We start from the raw sequence: 16,945 nt of genomic DNA, 5'->3' as shown, positions 1-16,945 counted from the left end.
CTACTCTGCCAAAAGGTCGAGCAAATTTTCTAAAACGGTTCAATTTCCTTATGTTGAACCTTTTTTTTCAACAAGACTCTTTGGGTCTTTCTGACCCATATAGATCGGGAGAAAACCATGTCACCACCACGTTTGACGACCAAGAATTGGCGAATTGGGCTTCGCCGGATTGCTGTGGCGACTTTCGCCGTGGCCTTGGCGCTGCCAGCTTGGGCGCAGGACCAAAAGCCCAATATTCTGGTGATCTGGGGCGATGACATTGGCCAGTCCAACATCTCAGCCTACACCATGGGACTGATGGGGTATCAAACTCCGAATATTGACCGTGTAGCCAAGGAAGGCATGATCTTCACCGACTATTACGGCGAACAATCCTGTACGGCCGGCCGCTCGTCCTACATTATGGGTCAGTCGGTATTCCGGACTGGATTGTCAAAAGTTGGCTTGCCGGGTGCTGATCTGGGTATGCAGGTCGAAGACCCCACCATAGCCGGACTTTTGAAGGACCACGGCTATGTAACCGGGCAGTTCGGAAAAAACCACCTTGGTGATAAGGACGAACATCTTCCCACAAACCACGGTTTTGATGAGTTTTTCGGAAACTTGTATCATTTGAACGCCGAAGAAGAACCGGAAAATGAAGACTACCCCGGTGATGCTGTTCTTGCTGACGGTCGCACGTTCCGCGAAGCCTACGGTCCCCGAGGCGTCATTAAGTCCAAAGCCGATGGAACAATCGAAGACACCGGCCCGCTAACTAAAAAGCGTATGGAGACGGTTGACGAAGAAACGGTCGCTGCGGCGATTGATTTCATCAAGCGCGCGAACGAACAGGGTCAACCCTTCTATGTTTGGTGGAATGGTACTCGCATGCACTTTCGAACCCATGTCAAAGACGAAATGCGCGCCCAGGCGAACGAGATCTTTGGCGGTGTGGCAGACGAGTACACTGCTGGTATGATCGAGCATGACATGCATGTCGGCCAATTGCTGGATTTACTGGATGAGCTTGGCATCGCCGACAACACGATCGTGCATTACTCGACCGACAACGGCCCACATATGAACACGTGGCCAGACGCGGCCGCAACGCCATTCTGGGGTGAAAAGAACACGAACTGGGAAGGTGGCTGGCGCGTGCCGTCGATGGTGCGGTGGCCTGGCAAAATCGAAGCCGGTTCCGTCACAAACGAAATCGTGCATCATATGGATTGGTTGCCAACCTATCTGGCGGTCGCCGGTGACGCAGATATCAAAGAAAAGCTGAAAGCCGGATATAGCTCGGCTGCTATGGGCCGTGACTACAAAGTGCATCTGGATGGATACAACATCTTACCGTTGTTGACTGGTGAGGCGGCTGAAAGCCCACGTCGTGAAATCTTCTATTTCTCGGATGATGGCGACCTTACGGCACTGCGTTTTGATGATTGGAAGCTGATCTTCCTTGAGCAGAAAGCATGGGCAACCCTGCGCGCATGGATCGAACCGTGGACAGAGCTTCGTATCCCTCTGATCATCAACCTGCGTCGCGACCCATATGAACGCGCCTATCGGACGTCCAACACCTATTACGACTGGCTGCTGGATCGAGCGTACTTCTTGGTACCTGCCCAGCAATATGTTGGTAACTTCTTGGCAACATTCCAAGAGTTCCCTCCACGCCAGAAAGCTGCCAGCTTCAATCTGGATCAGGTGATGGAGAAATTGGCCACTCCGACAAACAACTAATGTCGACAGCAATACTTCAGGGGGCCGTTTCAACAACAACGGCCCCTTGCGATTTTCAGACATAAGGAATTGATCATGAAAGCCGTTCTTCTCTCTGGGCTTCTCTCGGTTTCAGCGGTTTTTGCTTATGCTGATCCGCTGCCCAGTTGGCAGGATGCCGACTCCAAGGCCCGCATTATCGATTTTGTACGCTCTGTCACTGACCCCCAGGGGATGGACTATGTAACACCGGCCGACCGAATTGCCGTTTTTGACAATGACGGCACCCTTTGGGCGGAACAGCCTGTCTATTTTCAGCTCATTTTTGCAATGGACCGTCTGTCAGAAATGGCTGAAGCAGATCCGACCATTCTGAGCAGCCCTGTTCTGGAAGCCGCCGCCAAACACGATGTGCAAGCCATCGCGGAAGGTGGGCATGACGCGCTGATCGAAGTGATCAACGCGTCGCATTCTGGCACAAGCGTCGACGCATTCCAGGTGGCGGTCGAGGAATGGCTAAACACCGCACAACATCCTGAAACCGGCCTAAACTATGATGCGATGACCTATCAACCGATGGTGGAGCTTCTTCGCTACCTCAGAGATGAAGGATTTCGAACTTATATCGTGTCCGGAGGTGGGTTGCATTTCATGCGTGTCTTCGCCGAAGAAGCTTATGGCATTCCGCCGGAACAGGTGTTGGGTACCTATTCTGCTTCGACCTACGAAACGTTGGATGGCAAACCGGCTATCGTCAAATCGCCGGGCATCGCCTTCATCGACGACAAGGAAGGCAAGCCCATCAACATCGAACGCACTATCGGGCGGCGGCCGATCTTTGCCGCGGGCAACTCCGACGGAGATTTCGCAATGCTTGAATGGACAACTGCCGGAGACGGACCAAGGTTAGGAGTGTTGATCCATCATACAGACGCGGCGCGTGAATGGGCCTATGACCGTGAAAGTCCAATCGGGAAACTGGTGGACGGGTTGGACAAGGGGCCGGATATGGGTTGGGTGATCGTAGATATGGCCGAGGATTGGAAACGCGTCTACACTGGCTCCGACTAGATTGAAGAAGGGCCGCTAACACGATGTGGACACTGCTTGTTTCTGTCGCCGTCTTTTGCCTTTACGTGACGGCGGCCATCTTTGCTTTACGCGCGGCCCAAACTGCAAGAACACCACAAGGGGCCGTCGGTTGGGTGGTTTTCCTGATCTCGGCCCCTGTTTTTGGTGTCCCGCTGTATTTGTTTCTGGGCCATCACCGGTTTCGGGGCTACCGCATCGCGCGCAAGCAAAGCGAAAGCGTGGTCGAGGGGATCAAGACCTTCGCTGATTTTTCTAAACCCGACCCCAAAACAATGAACATAAACCCAAAGCCGTTCGAGGCTTTGGCCCATCTGCCTGTGTCGCGCGGCAACGGTGCACAGTTGCTGGTCGACGGACAGGCCACATTCGATGCGATCTTCGAGGCCATTGACGCAGCGCGCAGCTACGTTCTTATACAGTTCTATATCGTTCGCGACGACGCTTTGGGGCAGCGTTTGCAAGCCAAGTTGATCGCTGCAGCGGAAAGAGGCGTCAGTGTTCGCTTTATGACGGACTCGGTTGGCAGCTACAGTTTGCCGACAGCCTATTTGGACAAGTTGCGCGAGGCAGGTGTCGAAATCGCCAACCCGCGTGATCGCCGCGGCCCCCAGCATCGGTTTCAGCTGAACTATCGCAATCACCGAAAGACAGTGATTATTGATGGTGAGATCGGGTTCATCGGCGGCCACAACGTCGGTGTCGAGTATTTGGGCCAGGACAATCATTTTGGCCATTGGCGGGACACGCATATCCGGATGACCGGTCACATTGTCCGCCAGCTGCAACTGATTTTCACGGAAGACTGGCACTGGGCGCATGAAGAAGACTTGATTGACGAACTGGTCTGGGCAGGGCCGGAGTCCGATCAAGACATGAACGCCCTTCTTGTAGCAACCGGCCCGGGCGACGAGACCGAGACCGGAGCCATGATGTTTTTTGCCGCCATCGCCGAGGCCAAAACACGCCTGTGGATCGCATCGCCATACTTCGTTCCCGATATCGATGTGATGACGGCCCTTCAACACGCCGCCCTTCGCGGCGTCGATGTGCGCATTCTGGTCCCCGAAGTCATTGACCACCGCCTTCCATGGCTGGCTGCCTTTGCTTATTTCGACGAAATCCGGGACTGCGGTGCTCGTGTTTTTCGCTACACGGACGGGTTTATGCATCAAAAGGTATTCGTGGTGGACGACACTCTTGCTGCCGTGGGCACGACAAATCTGGACAACCGTTCATTCCGGCTGAATTTCGAAGCGATGGCCCTGTTTTTTGACAGCCGGGCCGCCGAGGCCGTCGCCGAAATGCTTAAGAACGATTTTGACAACAGTTATGAGCTTGAACGGAACCTGCCCGACCAGCGCGCTTATATCCGGTTCGGATCGCCCCTGGCGCGCCTGTTTGCGCCGATCCTTTAACCCATAAGCTCTTCTTTGAAGACCTGCGTCATCACGGCCACCATGAAGGCTGTGGACAGACCAAAGGCCAACAAACCTGTCACCGACGCGAAAGCACCGAAGATACGCAGGGGTTCGCCCAAGACGATGTCGCCATACCCAAGCGTCGTGAACGTCACCAACGAGAAATACAGCGCTGTGTTCCAGTCGGGTAGAATATCCCCCAGGATCCAGACCACCGCCCATAGCCAGACCTGAAACGTATGGATCGCGACGATAAACACCAATGCCACACATAACGGAGCTGCAATGGTGAAAAACCTTTTGCTGTTCTCCAGTCGCAACGCAAAGATGCGGATTACCTGCGTGCACCACGTCAGCAGAATGATTTCCAAAACGAAGCAAATCCCAAGATAGATGCTGCCCCATACGATCTGTTCAAGTAAGGTCATGTGTCCGTATCTCGTTTTGCCTTCTGAAAAAGCTCTGCAACAATGACTGGTTAGGCCCATCGGGACAACCCTGCGTGATCCGCTGCGACGAATGGAAACGAATCCGTGTCAGTGCTGGACTCCGACTGCGTTGGGTCCACATTGTGGCGCACGGTAAGAGAGCGATCAGAATGCTGCTGAAAATCGAGAATGTTCGAAAATCCTATCCTGGAGGACGACCGGTGCTTCAGGGTGTTTCGCTTGACTTGGACACGGCCCAAACTTTGGCGCTGACCGGTGAAAGCGGCAGCGGCAAAAGCACCCTTCTGAACCTCGCGGCGGCGATGGACAGTTTCGAAGACGGAGAGATCACGTTGGATGGCACAGGTTTGTCGTCGCTCGACGACCCCGGCCGGGCCGATCTACGCCGGCATAGCCTGTCGATTGTTTTCCAGCAGTTCAATCTGATCCCATCTTTGACGGTCAGGCACAACCTATCCTTCCACGCCCGGCTTGCGGGGCAAGAGGATAAAGACTGGAACGCCCATCTGGCCGACCGGTTGGGCCTGTCTGATCTTTTGGATCGCTACCCCGAGACGCTTTCGGGCGGCCAACAACAACGCGTCGCTATCGGGCGCGCGCTGGCGTCTCGACCCAAGCTGCTGCTTGCCGACGAACCGACAGGCAATCTCGACGAAACCGCCAGCGCGAATGTTTTGGACCTGATGTTGTCGCTGGTCTCCGAGACAGGGACCGCTCTGCTTTTGGTGACACACTCAAGCGAGATTGCAGACCGGCTGGACAAGCGCGCGCATCTCAGCGGTGGTCGCATAGCATGACGCAAGCCGTTATTCAGGCCCTGCTGTCCCATTGGCGCGCACATCGAATACAACTCGCCACCCTTCTGATCGGGATCGCGCTGGCGACAGCGCTGTGGTCGGCTGTACAAGCCATCAATGCCGAAGCCAGGGCCAGTTATCAAAGGGCGAACAACCAGTTGGCTCTGGGGCAATTCGATACCCTTCAAGACCCCTCGGGCCTGTTTCCCTTAGCACGCTACACCGAGCTGAGGCGTGCAGGATGGCAAGTGGCCGCCGCGCTAGAGGGCTCTATGCGCATAAACGGCCGCACGGTTCGAGTGCTGGGTGTAGATATGCTTAGCTACCCTGCCCTGCCCGCAGTTACCCAGATGGAGGAAGGCGAAACCCCTCCTGATCCGGCCCAGATACTGACCGCTCCAGGCCGATTGCTGGTACACCCTGAGCTGGCAACGTTGCTAACTGGAACCCAGGACCTGCCACCAATGGTGGTGACAGATAACCTTCCATCAGACCTGATCCTTACAGATATTGGTGTGGCCGAGGTTTTGCTGAACCGCCCCGGTCTTTTGTCCCGTGTCATCATCTTACCGAACCAACCACGCAACCTGCCAGATCTTGCCGCCGTCGCTCCGTCTCTGGAACGGATAGACGCAGCCTCGCAACTGGACACGGCCCAACTGACCGACAGTTTCCATCTGAACCTGACAGCTTTTGGATTGCTGTCCTTTGCAGTTGGGCTGTTCATCGTCCACGGTACGGTCGGGCTTGCCTTTGCTCAGCGGCGCGCAATGATCCGCACCATACGGGCACTTGGAGTCTCGATGCGGCGACTGGTCTGGATGATCATGGCGGAACTGACCCTTTTTGCCATCGTCGGAGGCATCCTTGGCCTGATGCTTGGGTTCTTCATTGCGGGCGCTTTGCTGCCTGATGTTGCAGCCACTTTGCGCGGTTTGTACGGGGCACCTGTGAGTGGCCAGATCGCCTTGCAACCTGAATGGGTTCTGGCGGGCCTTGCGATGGCCGTCGGTGGCACCTTGCTTGCCAGCGGGCAAGCCCTGTTCCGCTTGTCCCGAATGCCATTGCTGTCGGGCGCTGAGCTTCAGACGTGGCGTGTAGCGTCGTCAGACAGGTGGCTTTCCCCTATTGCGGGCTCTGTGGCGATCCTAGGTGGTGTCGCGGCGCACCTTTTGGTCGGAGGCCTGGTAAGCGGTTTTGCCATGGTCGCCGGCTTTCTGGTCGGTGCCGCGCTCATTTTGCCAACGTTGTTATCCCTCGCGCTGCAAGTGCTGCAACGCCGTGCAACAGGCCCGATCGCCCAATGGGTATGGTCCGACATGCGCGCTCAGCTTCCCGGTCTGTCCTTGGCCTTGATGGCCCTGTTGTTGGCCCTGGCTGCCAATGTCGGTGTGGGCACGATGGTGTCCAGCTTTCGACTGACCTTTACCGGATGGCTGGATCAACGCCTGACGTCCGAACTGTACCTGACACCTTCCGATCAACAACAGGCGCAAGAGATTGCCGAATGGCTTGCCCCACAAGTGCACGCATTACTACCTATTCGCAACGTGGAGCTGTCGCATAGCTCGGGACCTTTGTTTTTGTACGGCGTTGTCGACGATCAGACCTATCGCGAAAAATGGCCCCTGATCGCATCTTCATCAGAAACGTGGGACCGTGTGATGGACGGAACTGCAATCTTGATCAACGAACAATTGGCCCGGCGCGAAGACCTTTGGCCGGGTGACGTTCTAAGCCTTGGCGCGAACCTCAGTTTGCCCATAGCAGGGGTGTATTCTGATTATGGCAACCCCACCGGACAAGCCATTGTTTCGATGGATCGCCTTGATAAAATCGCCCCCGGCGCGAAAATCCGTGGCTTTGGCATCCGAGTCCCTGAAGATCGGGCAACGGAACTGGCCCAGACCGTGCGTGACCGCTTTGATCTGCCATCGCGGTCGGTCGTTCAACAGGCGGCGATGAAGGCGCAATCCGTGGCGGTTTTTGAAAAAACATTCGTCGTCACTGCGGCGCTGAACATCCTGACACTTGGTGTCGCAGGATTTGCGATTCTGACAAGCCTGCTAACACTGTGGACGCAGCGCTTGCCGCAAATTGCGCCGATCTGGGCGCTGGGGTTAACACGAGCGCGTCTGGCCCGGCTAGAGCTGTTGCGCAGCGTGTTGCTTGCGGCGCTGACGGCGGTTTTCGCGCTGCCGCTTGGGTTGGTGTTGGCATGGACCCTACTTGCGGTCATAAATGTCGAGGCCTTCGGCTGGCGATTGCCGATGTATCTGTTTCCATCGGATTGGGTCTATCTTCTGGTGCTCACCCTTGTGGCCGCTCTCATCGCGGCTGCCCTGCCTGCACTTCGCCTGTTACGCCTGCCGCCAGCCGACCTTTTAAGGGTGTTCGCCAATGAGCGTTAAATATGTCCTCTTGATACTGACTTTGCTGTTGCCAAGCACGGCACAGAGCCAAGGCTATGCCGGTTTGGGCGGCTCGGCCGAAGGGTTCGACGTACCTCAAGCAGGTTATGATTTCAGCTTTCCGCAAGATCACGGTCCGCACCCGTCATACCGGATCGAATGGTGGTATCTAACGGCAAACCTGAGCGGAGAGGATGGGCGCAGCTATGGTTTGCAATGGACCCTGTTCAGATCGGCCCTCAGACCAAACGAAGTCGAAGGGTGGCAAAGCCCTCAAATCTGGATGGGCCACGCAGCTGTCACCACACCCGAAGCGCATCACTTTGCAGAGCGCCTGTCGCGTGGCGGTATTGGTCAGGCGGGCGTCACAGCCGACCCGTTCGCGGCGTGGATCGATGAATGGTACATGCAGGGGGACGATCTGGATCGTCTGAACCTTCGCGCTCAGGGGGCTGACTTTGGGTATGATGTGTCCCTCGACGCGCAGGGTCCGTTGGTTTTCCATGGAAACGGCGGGTATTCCGTCAAATCCGCAGACGGGCAAGCCAGTTACTACTACTCGCAACCTTTCTACACCGTTGAAGGGACGCTGCGGCTGCCTGACGGCGATATCGCTGTCACGGGGCAAGCCTGGCTGGACCGCGAATGGTCATCGCAGCCGCTGGCTGCCGACCAGACCGGGTGGGATTGGTTTTCCCTCAGCTTCGATGACGGTGACAAGCTGATGGCCTTCCGCCTAAGGGGGGGCCGTGGGGACTTTACCGCCGCCACGTGGATTGCCCCTGACGGTACAACCATCTCTTTGCCCGATGGTGCTGTACGGGTCCTTCCGTTGGACACGGCACAGGTGGCTGATCGTGATGTGCCCATTCGGTGGCAGGTCACGCTGCCGGATCGCGATCTTGATGTAGAGGTATCGGCTATGACACCGGATTCATGGATGGCGACGATGTTTGAATATTGGGAGGGTCCGGTTACCGTCACTGGCAGCCACAGTGGTCGTGGCTACCTTGAAATGACCGGATACTGACTAGCGAACGACAAAAACCGAGACGTTAGAGTGTCGCACTACCCGTGCCGCATTCGGACCCAGAAGGTAGTCCTTGAAATCCGGTTTGTGCGCTCCGATCACGATCAGATCTGACCCGGCACTATCGGCCGTTTTCAGGATTTCCTGATAGGCTGTACCGGTTGCAACCACATGGCGGACAGTCTCGTTCCGTTCCGCACCCAGCGCCGCGACACACATATCGGTCAGTTTCGTCTGCGCTTCTTCCAACGCTTTTTCATGGAAATCGGCTTGAAAGAAACCGGACACCCAGCTTTCGCCGAAATCCGGCAGAACAGTTACAACATCAAGCTGCGCGTCTTCCATCTGGGCTAAGGCAGCCGCTTTTTTGAGGACATGGACATCCAGATCACCATTGCTGATGTCAACGGCACAGAGGACAGAGTTTGTCATGCGGGCACCTCTTGTCTGGTGGCACGGCCACGTTGCAGGAAGGCGATCAGACCCAGGAATATCATCGCCGGGATATAGATCAGTTGTTTCGGAGGCTGGCTGGAAGGCACACTGACCGAGGTCAGACGGACCGCCTCATCCCCGTAATAGTCAAAGATGTCCAGATCATCGGCAACCGGCGCACCGAACAAGGGTTCTTCCAATTTGACCAACCCATCCTCTGGGATCAGCAACAGCCCCAAAGCTTCAACCCGCGCTTCGCCGCCCTCTTCGTCGCCGACGGTCACGACTACCGTGGTATCAGTCATCTCAAGCGTGTCAAAATCGGGGCCAGCAACGACCAGTCGCATCTCGGTTCCCGGTGGGGTTTGGCCGATCGTTTCGACCAAAGCAGCCGGTTCGACCGATGTGTACGGAGGCGCGATCCGATCCATGAAGTAGTCCGGTCGGAACAGTGCAAAAGCCACAGCGATCAGCGCGATGCTTTCATAGATACGGCTGTGGGTCAGGAAATAGCCCATTGTCCCCGCAGTGAAGACGAGGATGGCAATGGTCGCGAATATAGCGACGATTATGCCCTCGACCCAAGTGACGTCGATCAACAGCAGATCCGTGTTGAAGATGAACACAAATGGCAGCGCTACGGTGCGCAGGCTGTAGAAAAACGCGGTGAAGCCTGTCTTGATCGCGTCACCCCCAGAAACGGCGGCTGCAGCGAAGCTTGCCAAACCCACGGGCGGTGTCACATCAGCCATGATACCGAAATAGAACACGAACAGATGCACGGCGATTAGCGGCACGATCAGCCCGCTTTGCGCGCCCAGCTCAACCACCACTCCGGCCATCAAAGAACTGACGACGATATAGTTCGCAGTGGTCGGCAGGCCCATGCCCAGAATCAGGCTAAGCAGTCCGACCATCACCAGCATCAGAATCAGGTTGCCGCCCGACAGGAACTCGACCAGATCAGCCATCACCTGCCCCACGCCGGTCAGCGTCACGGTGCCCACGATCACGCCCGCCGTGGCGGTGGCCAGCGCGATGCCGATCATGTTCCGCGCGCCGTCAATCAGGCCCTGCCATAGATCGGCCACGCCGTCGATGAACGTATCGTAAAGGTTGCTCTGACCCCGGAAGATTGCCTTGAGCGGCTTCTGCGTCACAAGAATTACAAACAGCAGCGCGGTGGCCCAAAACGCCGATAAGCCGGGCGATTTCTGTTCGATCATCAGGAAATAGACCAACACGATAATCGGCAGCAGATAGTGCAGACCCGCTTTGTAAATTTCGGCGATAACGGGCAGCTCTACCTCTTTGGCATTTGGATCGTCCGGCTCCAGATCCGGGACCTGAGAAGCCAGATAAAGAAGGACCACATAAACCGCACACACAATCAGGCTAAGGATCAGACCCGCCGCAGACGGAGCCCACGCCGTGACCGCCTCGACCGGGAATTGCGAGCTATAGCACAGCCCTGCAAACACTAGGAAAAAGGACAGCATCCCGACAACGGTCCGCGCCAGATGCACCTCGCGATTGCCCAGCGTCGGCATGTTGCGCTTCACGGCTTCGAGGTGAACGATATAGACCAGCGCGATGTAGGAAATCGCGGCGGGCAGGAAGGCGTGGGTGATCACCTCGACATAGGAGATGCCCACATATTCCACCATCAGGAAGGCCGCAGCCCCCATCACCGGCGGCATGATCTGTCCGTTCACCGAACTCGCCACCTCGACCGAACCCGCCTGTTCACTGGAAAAGCCCACCCGCTTCATCAGCGGTATGGTGAAGGTGCCGGTGGTCACCACGTTCGCAATCGACGAGCCCGAAATCAGGCCGGTTGCGGCCGACCCAACAACAGCCGCTTTGGCCGGACCACCCCGCAGGTGGCCAAGCGCGCCAAAGGCCATCTTAATAAAGTAATTCCCTGCCCCGGCCTTATCCAGCAATGCGCCGAACAGCACGAAGAGGAAAACGAATTTCGTAGACACACCAAGCGCGATGCCAAACACACCCTCGGACGTGATCCACATGTGGCTCATGGCTTTTTTCAAGCTTGCGCCCTTCCAGCGGATCACCTCGGGCACCCATTCCGAGGAACCGAAGAACACATAGAGCAGGAAGATCGTCGCGATGATTGCCATAGCCGGGCCAAGCGCGCGGCGTGCGGCCTCGAACAGCAGCAAAAGGCCACCCAGCGCGATCCACTTGTCGGTATCATCCGCCAGACCACCGGCGTTTACGATCTTGTCGTAGAAGAAATACCCGTAAAGCGCCACAAACGCCCCAAGAGCGCCCATGATCCAGTCTTGAATGGGAATGTAGTTTCGCGGACTAGATTTCAGTGCCGGATAGGCCGCAAAGGCCAGGAACATCGCAAAAGCCAGATGGATCTGGCGCGAGTTGTTCACCACGCTGCCCGGCAGAGCCACGTTGGAAATCGGCGAGGCAAGAACGACCTGAAACACCGACCAAAGCGCTGCAACGACAGCCAGAAAAATCCCGACACTGCCAACCGGATTACGCCCCCCTGCATCGGACGAGGCTACAAGCTCCTGTAGCTCTTCTTCGGATAGAGGGCGATTGGATTGGGTGTCGGAACTCATCAGGATGTCTCCCCGTCATGCGACCTTTTTGGCCTTATTCGCTACCCGGTTACGCCGGGCTTGGGTGGCGGAGCGCCCGAAGGCACTCCGCATCAGGTCTGGATTATTGAATCCAGCCTTTTTCTTTGTAGTACTTCTCGGCGCCCGGATGCAGCGGAGCCGACAGACCGTCGGAAATCATTTCTTCGGGCTTGAGGTTGGCGAAAGCCGGGTGCAGCTTTTTGAAATCGTCGAAGTTTTCAAAAACCGAGCTGACAACCGCATAGACCGCGTCTTCCGACACATCCGCCGAGGTCACGAAAGTCGCGCCAACACCAAAGGTCGTGGTGTCACCGTCAGACCCGCGATACATGCCGCCCGGAATGGTCGCGGTGCGGTAATACGAGTTGCCGTCGATCAGGCCGTCAATCGCGTCGCCGGTTACGTTGACCAGAACAGAGTCACAGGCGGTGGTGGCTTCCTGGATCGAGCCCGACGGGTGGCCCACGGTGTAGATCATCGCGTCGATCTGGTTGTCGCACAGGGCTGCCGACTGTTCGGCTGCTTTCAGTTCGGATGCCAGGGCGAAATCATCGATCGTCCAGCCCATGGCGTCCAGAACAACATCCATGGTGCCGCGCTGACCGGAACCGGGGTTGCCGATGTTCACGCGCTTGCCCTTAAGGTCTTCAAAGCTGCTGATGCCGGAATCGGCACGGGCGACAACAGTGAACGGCTCGGGGTGGACCGAGAACACAGCGCGCAGATTTTCAAACGCACCAGCATCTTCGAATTTCGAGGTGCCGTTATAGGCATGGTACTGCCAGTCGGACTGGGCCACACCGAACTCCAGCTCGCCTTCGCGGATGGTGTTAATGTTGTAAACCGATCCGCCCGTTGACTCGACCGAGCACCGAACGCCATGCTCTTTGCGTCCTTTGTTCACCAGACGGCAGATCGCGCCACCGGTCGGGTAGTACACGCCAGTCACACCGCCGGTACCGATGGTGATGAACTCTTCCGCATAAGCTGCCGGAGCCATCATGGCTGCCGTGACAAACGCGCCAAGGCTTAGCTTGCTGCTGTTTTTCATTTTTGAGAACTCCCAAACTCTTATTGTGGATGAGAGACATGTCAGCGGCCCCCCATCTGGGACCATGCCGGTACGGCAAGCCACCCTATCATGCAACAGGGTCAAGCATCTGAAATTCCAAAATCTCCCAACTTAGACGACGTTTCATTCAGACACTCATCTTGTCAACCCCTGCACATGACGTAACGTCCTCAATCAGCATATATGACGGAATCTGCCAAAGTTTCCCCATTGGTCGAATTTGAGTGTATACCGCTTCAAACTCAGCCATTGGCCGGTCCTAACGGAATGGTTTGGTTGGTTCGTTCAAACCCGGAGTAGAAAGGGCGAAAAGCCGTGAACAAAACATCGTTCAGCCCGCTGCTGGCCATTGCGCTTGCCCTAAGTGCCGCCATCGCAGTTTGGGGGCTTGCCGACCCGCAAGGGCTGGGCAAATTGGCCGCTGCCGCAGTGGCGACTCAATTCAACAGCCGCGGCTGGTTTATCATGCTCGAGGTCAGCGGGTTGCTGTTCGTCGCGCTCTTTCTAGCCTTTTCCCGGTTCGGGAACACTCGGTTGGGCAAAGACACGGATACGCCCGAATTTTCCACCCCGGCTTGGATCGCTATGCTTTTTGCCGCCGGGATGGGCGTCGGCCTGTTATTTTACGGAGCCGCCGAGCCGTTGACCCACTTCGAAGTACTGCGGCAATACCGCGACGAGCCGGATGCGGCCAGCTACGCCATGTTCGTCACCTACCTTAACTGGGGGTTTCATGCATGGGCCATTTACGGAATCGTGGCGTTGGTCATCGCCTATTTCGCCTATCGCAAAGGCAGGGCCTTGCTTTTGAGCGCACCAGTGCTGGACACTTTTGGCGATATGCCCTGGACCCGGTCCCTGGGCTGGCTGTTCGATCTTTTGTCAATCGTTGCGATCGCTGTGGGGTTGGCCGGGTCAATGGCAATGGGGGTTTTCCAGATACAAACAGGGTTGGCAGGGCTGATCGGAGTTGAAAACCCCGACACCCTGACGATACCGGTCTTTGTCGCGCTTTGTGTTGCGTTCATTATTCCGCTGCGCAAGGACCTTGGCGACGGGATGGCGCTGCTGTCAAACGCCGCGATGCTGATTGCTGTCAGTATGATGATCTATCTGCTGCTGCTTGGCCCAACATCGTTCCTTATGAACGACATCGTCGCCGGGTTTGGCCGGTACCTGTTCGAAGTTCTACCCGCCGGGTTTTCGACCGCCGAGTTTTTCGATGACATCATCGTCGACTGGTTTCAGGGCTGGACGCTGAACTACATGATCTGGTGGTTAGCTTGGTCGCCCTTTGTGGGTATCTTTATCGCTCGTATTTCGCGCGGGCGAACCATTCGTGAGTTTCTGGTAGGCGTTATCATCGCACCCACCCTGTTTTCGATCTTGTGGTTCGGAATCTTCGGAGGCTTAGGCTTTTACGACGCCCTGCGCCAAGACGCAGAACTGTCTGCGATAAACGCGCAAAATCTGGACGCCACGACCTTTGCTCTGCTGGAACGGTTTCCATTGGACGGCTTGACGAGGGCCGCAACGGTTTTGGCGGCATTTCTGTTCGTCATTACCAGTGTGGTCAGCGCCGGATTCACCTTGGCGATGATCGGAACCGGTGGGGACGAGAACCCCTCGCCCCGCATACGCACAATCTGGGGGGCGATTCTCGGAGCTTTAGGGCTGGCTATGATATTTGTCGGTGACATTGGGCTTGTCCGGTCGATCATAGCCTTGTCGGCCATAGCCTTTGTTTTCATCGTTCCGGTACTGGTTATCTGCCTGATCAAATCACTGGCCCGCGAGGACCACTCATGAGCACTTCCCTGATTGACACGCTTCTAAACATCAATGTGTTCCTGTTCATCGGCTTTCTGGTCTGGCTCAGCCTCCGACCGGACCCTTAAGGGTCGCCAACACACTTTGCTTAACGGAAGATGTGGTGCCCAAGGAGAGACTCGAACTCTCACGCCCGTGAAGGCGGGGGATTTTGAATCCCCTGCGTCTACCATTCCGCCACTTGGGCCACGAACACTGGATTAGCGCCCAAGTTCAGGAAGGTCCAGAGGCAAAAAACAACCCATCGTCATTTGTTTTTCCGGCGGCAGTTGACCCTAGGATGACCGCGTGATTTGGCTAACCCATCTGTTGACCGGGATTTTGGCGCCGAATGATACGATCACTCTATGACTGGACTATTCGTCTGGCCGAACACCCGCACGCTTTGTGGGCATTGGCCGTAGTGGCCTTTATTGAAAGCTCGTTCTTTCCGATTCCGCCCGATGTGCTGATGATTCCGATGATCCTGGCGCGACCGTCACGCGCGTGGTTGATCGCGACAGTTGCGTTGGTCGCTTCGGTGCTCGGTGGGTTGCTTGGATACGCGATTGGGGCGTTTTTCTATGAAAGCCTCGGTCAGCCCATCCTCGAATCCATGGGCAAGGCTCACGCGATGGAGGAATTCAACACCCGTTTCAACGATTTCGGGTTCTGGGCTGTGCTGGCGGCGGGCGTGACCCCGTTTCCCTACAAGGTCATCACCATCATGTCGGGCTGGACCGGCATGCCTCTGGGCACATTCATTGCGACGTCGATTCTGGCTCGTGCATTGCGCTTTTTCATTGTAGCCGGTCTTTTGTGGGGCTTTGGAGAGCCGATCCGCGCCTTCATCGAAAAGCGACTGGGCCTGATGTTCACGTTGTTCATAATCCTGCTGTTCGGCGGCTTTCTTGTGGTGAAATACATATGACACGAAGAGCTCAACTGATTTTGGTCGCTGCCGGCGGCTCTGGCGCGTTGCTGCTGGGGGCGTGGGCATTTCAATACCTTGGCGGTATGGCACCTTGCAAAATGTGCATTTGGCAGCGCTATCCTCATGCCGTAGCTTTTGTTGTAGGCGCGTTGGCTCTGGCGCTGCCGTGTTTGAACTTTTTGCCCCTCGTCGGAGCACTAGCTGCGCTGTCCACTGCGGCTATCGGCTTTTTCCACGCCGGGGTCGAGCAAGGGTGGTGGGAAGGCCCCTCAAGCTGCACTTCCGGTGATATCGGAGGACTATCGACTCAGGACCTGTTCGACCAGATCATGACCGCGCCCCTTGTACGCTGCGATGACATCCCGTGGGAGATGTTTGGATTGTCCATGGCCGCCTGGAACGGCGTAATCTCGACTGTGCTGATTGTATTCTGGATGCTGGCCTGGCGTCAGAACTCGTCCAGCTCGGCATCCCAGTAAAGAAAGTCGATCCAGCTGTCATGCAGGTGATTGGGCGGGAACTTCCGCCCGACATTGCGCAAGGCTTCAGCATCGGGCTGGCGCGGCGGCTTGCGCAGGGTCATTCCTGCCTGCCGCAGCGATTTCGACCCTTTGCGCAGGTTGCAAGGGCTGCACGCCGCCACCACGTTCTGCCAGCTGGTCACTCCGCCTGCGGCACGCGGCACCACGTGGTCAAACGTCAGATCCCCCCGGCTGCCGCAATACTGGCAGCGGAATTCATCCCTTAGAAATAAATTAAAGCGCGTGAAGGCCACGCGCTTTCTGGGTTTTACATAGTCTTTCAGCACAACAACCGACGGTATTCGGATTTCAGTGCTGGGGCTTCGGACAACCTCGTCATACTCGGCCACAATGTCCACCCGATCCAGCCAGGCGGCCTTCACAGCCTCCTGCCATGGCCAAAGGGACAGTGGATAGTAAGACAAAGGGCGATAATCGGCGTTCAAAACCAGTGCCGGATGATGCTTTAGCGCACCGGGTTCCCTGACAAATTCGGTCCTGAAGTCTGCGTCCATATCAGAATCGCTCCTCGCTCTGCTCTGCCCGTTTGACATCAGAGCGGGGAACACCCGCCCCGGCCTTAAGTTAACTATATATCGTGTTAAAACTCTGACAAGCCCTGAGTATCCACAATATCTCGGGGAAT

At 56.4% G+C, this 16,945-nt stretch carries 14 protein-coding genes and 1 tRNA gene; 9 read left to right on the top strand and 6 right to left on the bottom strand.

Annotated features, from left to right (window positions below; all coding sequences use genetic code 11):
• Positions 1-117: 117 nt before the first annotated feature.
• The 3 genes from AC2FF7_RS06275 (at position 118) to cls (ending at position 4,214) form a co-directional block, all read left to right on the top strand.
• Entirely contained in the window at positions 118-1,728 is a 1,611-nt protein-coding gene (locus AC2FF7_RS06275) for an arylsulfatase (protein WP_174821779.1), read from the top strand.
• Between the two features lie 75 nt (positions 1,729-1,803).
• Positions 1,804-2,778, top strand: a complete 975-nt coding sequence (locus AC2FF7_RS06270; protein WP_496905378.1) for an HAD family hydrolase — start codon at positions 1,804-1,806, stop codon at positions 2,776-2,778.
• A 23-nt stretch (positions 2,779-2,801) separates the two neighbouring features.
• Positions 2,802-4,214, top strand: coding sequence for a cardiolipin synthase (gene cls / locus AC2FF7_RS06265; protein ID WP_480865603.1), 1,413 nt, complete (start codon positions 2,802-2,804; stop codon positions 4,212-4,214).
• Here cls and AC2FF7_RS06260 read toward each other — a convergent pair.
• Positions 4,211-4,645, bottom strand: a complete 435-nt coding sequence (locus AC2FF7_RS06260) for an ion channel (RefSeq protein WP_170354256.1) — start codon at positions 4,643-4,645, stop codon at positions 4,211-4,213. The genes cls and AC2FF7_RS06260 overlap by 4 nt on opposite strands.
• Before the next feature lie 170 nt (positions 4,646-4,815).
• Between AC2FF7_RS06260 and AC2FF7_RS06255 the strand changes: the two genes are divergently transcribed.
• Genes AC2FF7_RS06255 through AC2FF7_RS06245 form a run of 3 tightly spaced genes read left to right on the top strand, consistent with a single transcriptional unit; the run spans position 4,816 to position 8,904 of the window.
• A complete protein-coding gene (locus tag AC2FF7_RS06255; RefSeq protein ID WP_480865604.1) occupies positions 4,816-5,463 on the top strand; it encodes an ABC transporter ATP-binding protein in 648 nt (215 codons plus the stop codon).
• Positions 5,460-7,874, top strand: a complete 2,415-nt coding sequence (locus AC2FF7_RS06250) for an ABC transporter permease (protein ID WP_496905377.1) — start codon at positions 5,460-5,462, stop codon at positions 7,872-7,874. The genes AC2FF7_RS06255 and AC2FF7_RS06250 overlap by 4 nt, the downstream gene beginning before the upstream one ends.
• Entirely contained in the window at positions 7,864-8,904 is a 1,041-nt protein-coding gene (locus AC2FF7_RS06245; RefSeq protein WP_480865606.1) for a lipocalin-like domain-containing protein, read from the top strand. Before AC2FF7_RS06250 ends, AC2FF7_RS06245 begins: the two co-directional genes overlap by 11 nt.
• Here the strand turns inward: AC2FF7_RS06245 and AC2FF7_RS06240 are convergent, their stop codons facing one another.
• The 3 genes from AC2FF7_RS06240 to AC2FF7_RS06230 all read right to left on the bottom strand — a co-directional run bounded on the left by AC2FF7_RS06240 (position 8,905) and on the right by AC2FF7_RS06230 (position 13,014).
• On the bottom strand, positions 8,905-9,336 hold the full coding sequence (locus tag AC2FF7_RS06240; RefSeq protein ID WP_170354260.1) for a universal stress protein: 432 nt from the start codon (positions 9,334-9,336) through the stop codon (positions 8,905-8,907).
• Positions 9,333-11,942: a TRAP transporter permease gene (locus AC2FF7_RS06235; RefSeq protein WP_170354261.1), complete on the bottom strand. Its 2,610-nt coding sequence runs from the start codon at positions 11,940-11,942 to the stop codon at positions 9,333-9,335. Before AC2FF7_RS06235 ends, AC2FF7_RS06240 begins: the two co-directional genes overlap by 4 nt.
• A 103-nt stretch (positions 11,943-12,045) precedes the next feature.
• Positions 12,046-13,014: a TAXI family TRAP transporter solute-binding subunit gene (locus tag AC2FF7_RS06230; RefSeq protein WP_170354262.1), complete on the bottom strand. Its 969-nt coding sequence runs from the start codon at positions 13,012-13,014 to the stop codon at positions 12,046-12,048.
• A gap of 336 nt (positions 13,015-13,350) precedes the next feature.
• Between AC2FF7_RS06230 and AC2FF7_RS06225 the strand changes: the two genes are divergently transcribed.
• The gene (locus tag AC2FF7_RS06225) at positions 13,351-14,844 is read left to right on the top strand and encodes a BCCT family transporter (protein WP_496905376.1); all 1,494 of its coding nucleotides are present in this window, start codon (positions 13,351-13,353) and stop codon (positions 14,842-14,844) included.
• Positions 14,845-14,966: 122 nt separating this feature from the next.
• Here AC2FF7_RS06225 and AC2FF7_RS06220 read toward each other — a convergent pair.
• Positions 14,967-15,052, bottom strand: a tRNA-Leu gene (locus AC2FF7_RS06220).
• A gap of 144 nt (positions 15,053-15,196) precedes the next feature.
• On the opposite strand from AC2FF7_RS06220, the gene AC2FF7_RS06215 reads away from it, so the two are divergent.
• Both AC2FF7_RS06215 and AC2FF7_RS06210 read left to right on the top strand, forming a co-directional pair.
• A complete protein-coding gene (locus tag AC2FF7_RS06215; RefSeq protein ID WP_170752970.1) occupies positions 15,197-15,775 on the top strand; it encodes a YqaA family protein in 579 nt (192 codons plus the stop codon).
• The gene (locus AC2FF7_RS06210; RefSeq protein WP_480865609.1) at positions 15,772-16,257 is read left to right on the top strand and encodes a disulfide bond formation protein B; all 486 of its coding nucleotides are present in this window, start codon (positions 15,772-15,774) and stop codon (positions 16,255-16,257) included. Before AC2FF7_RS06215 ends, AC2FF7_RS06210 begins: the two co-directional genes overlap by 4 nt.
• On the opposite strand, the gene AC2FF7_RS06205 is transcribed toward AC2FF7_RS06210, so the two are convergent.
• Positions 16,227-16,814 carry an HNH endonuclease gene (locus AC2FF7_RS06205; RefSeq protein ID WP_170354266.1) on the bottom strand — a complete coding sequence of 196 codons (588 nt, stop codon included), beginning with the start codon at positions 16,812-16,814 and terminating at the stop codon, positions 16,227-16,229. The genes AC2FF7_RS06210 and AC2FF7_RS06205 overlap by 31 nt on opposite strands.
• Positions 16,815-16,945 lie beyond the last annotated feature (131 nt).

Source organism: Ruegeria sp. YTSC325 (genome assembly GCF_059609525.1).
The sequence above is the reverse complement of the archived record's forward strand: the minus strand, read 5'-3'. Positions and strand labels throughout refer to the sequence as shown.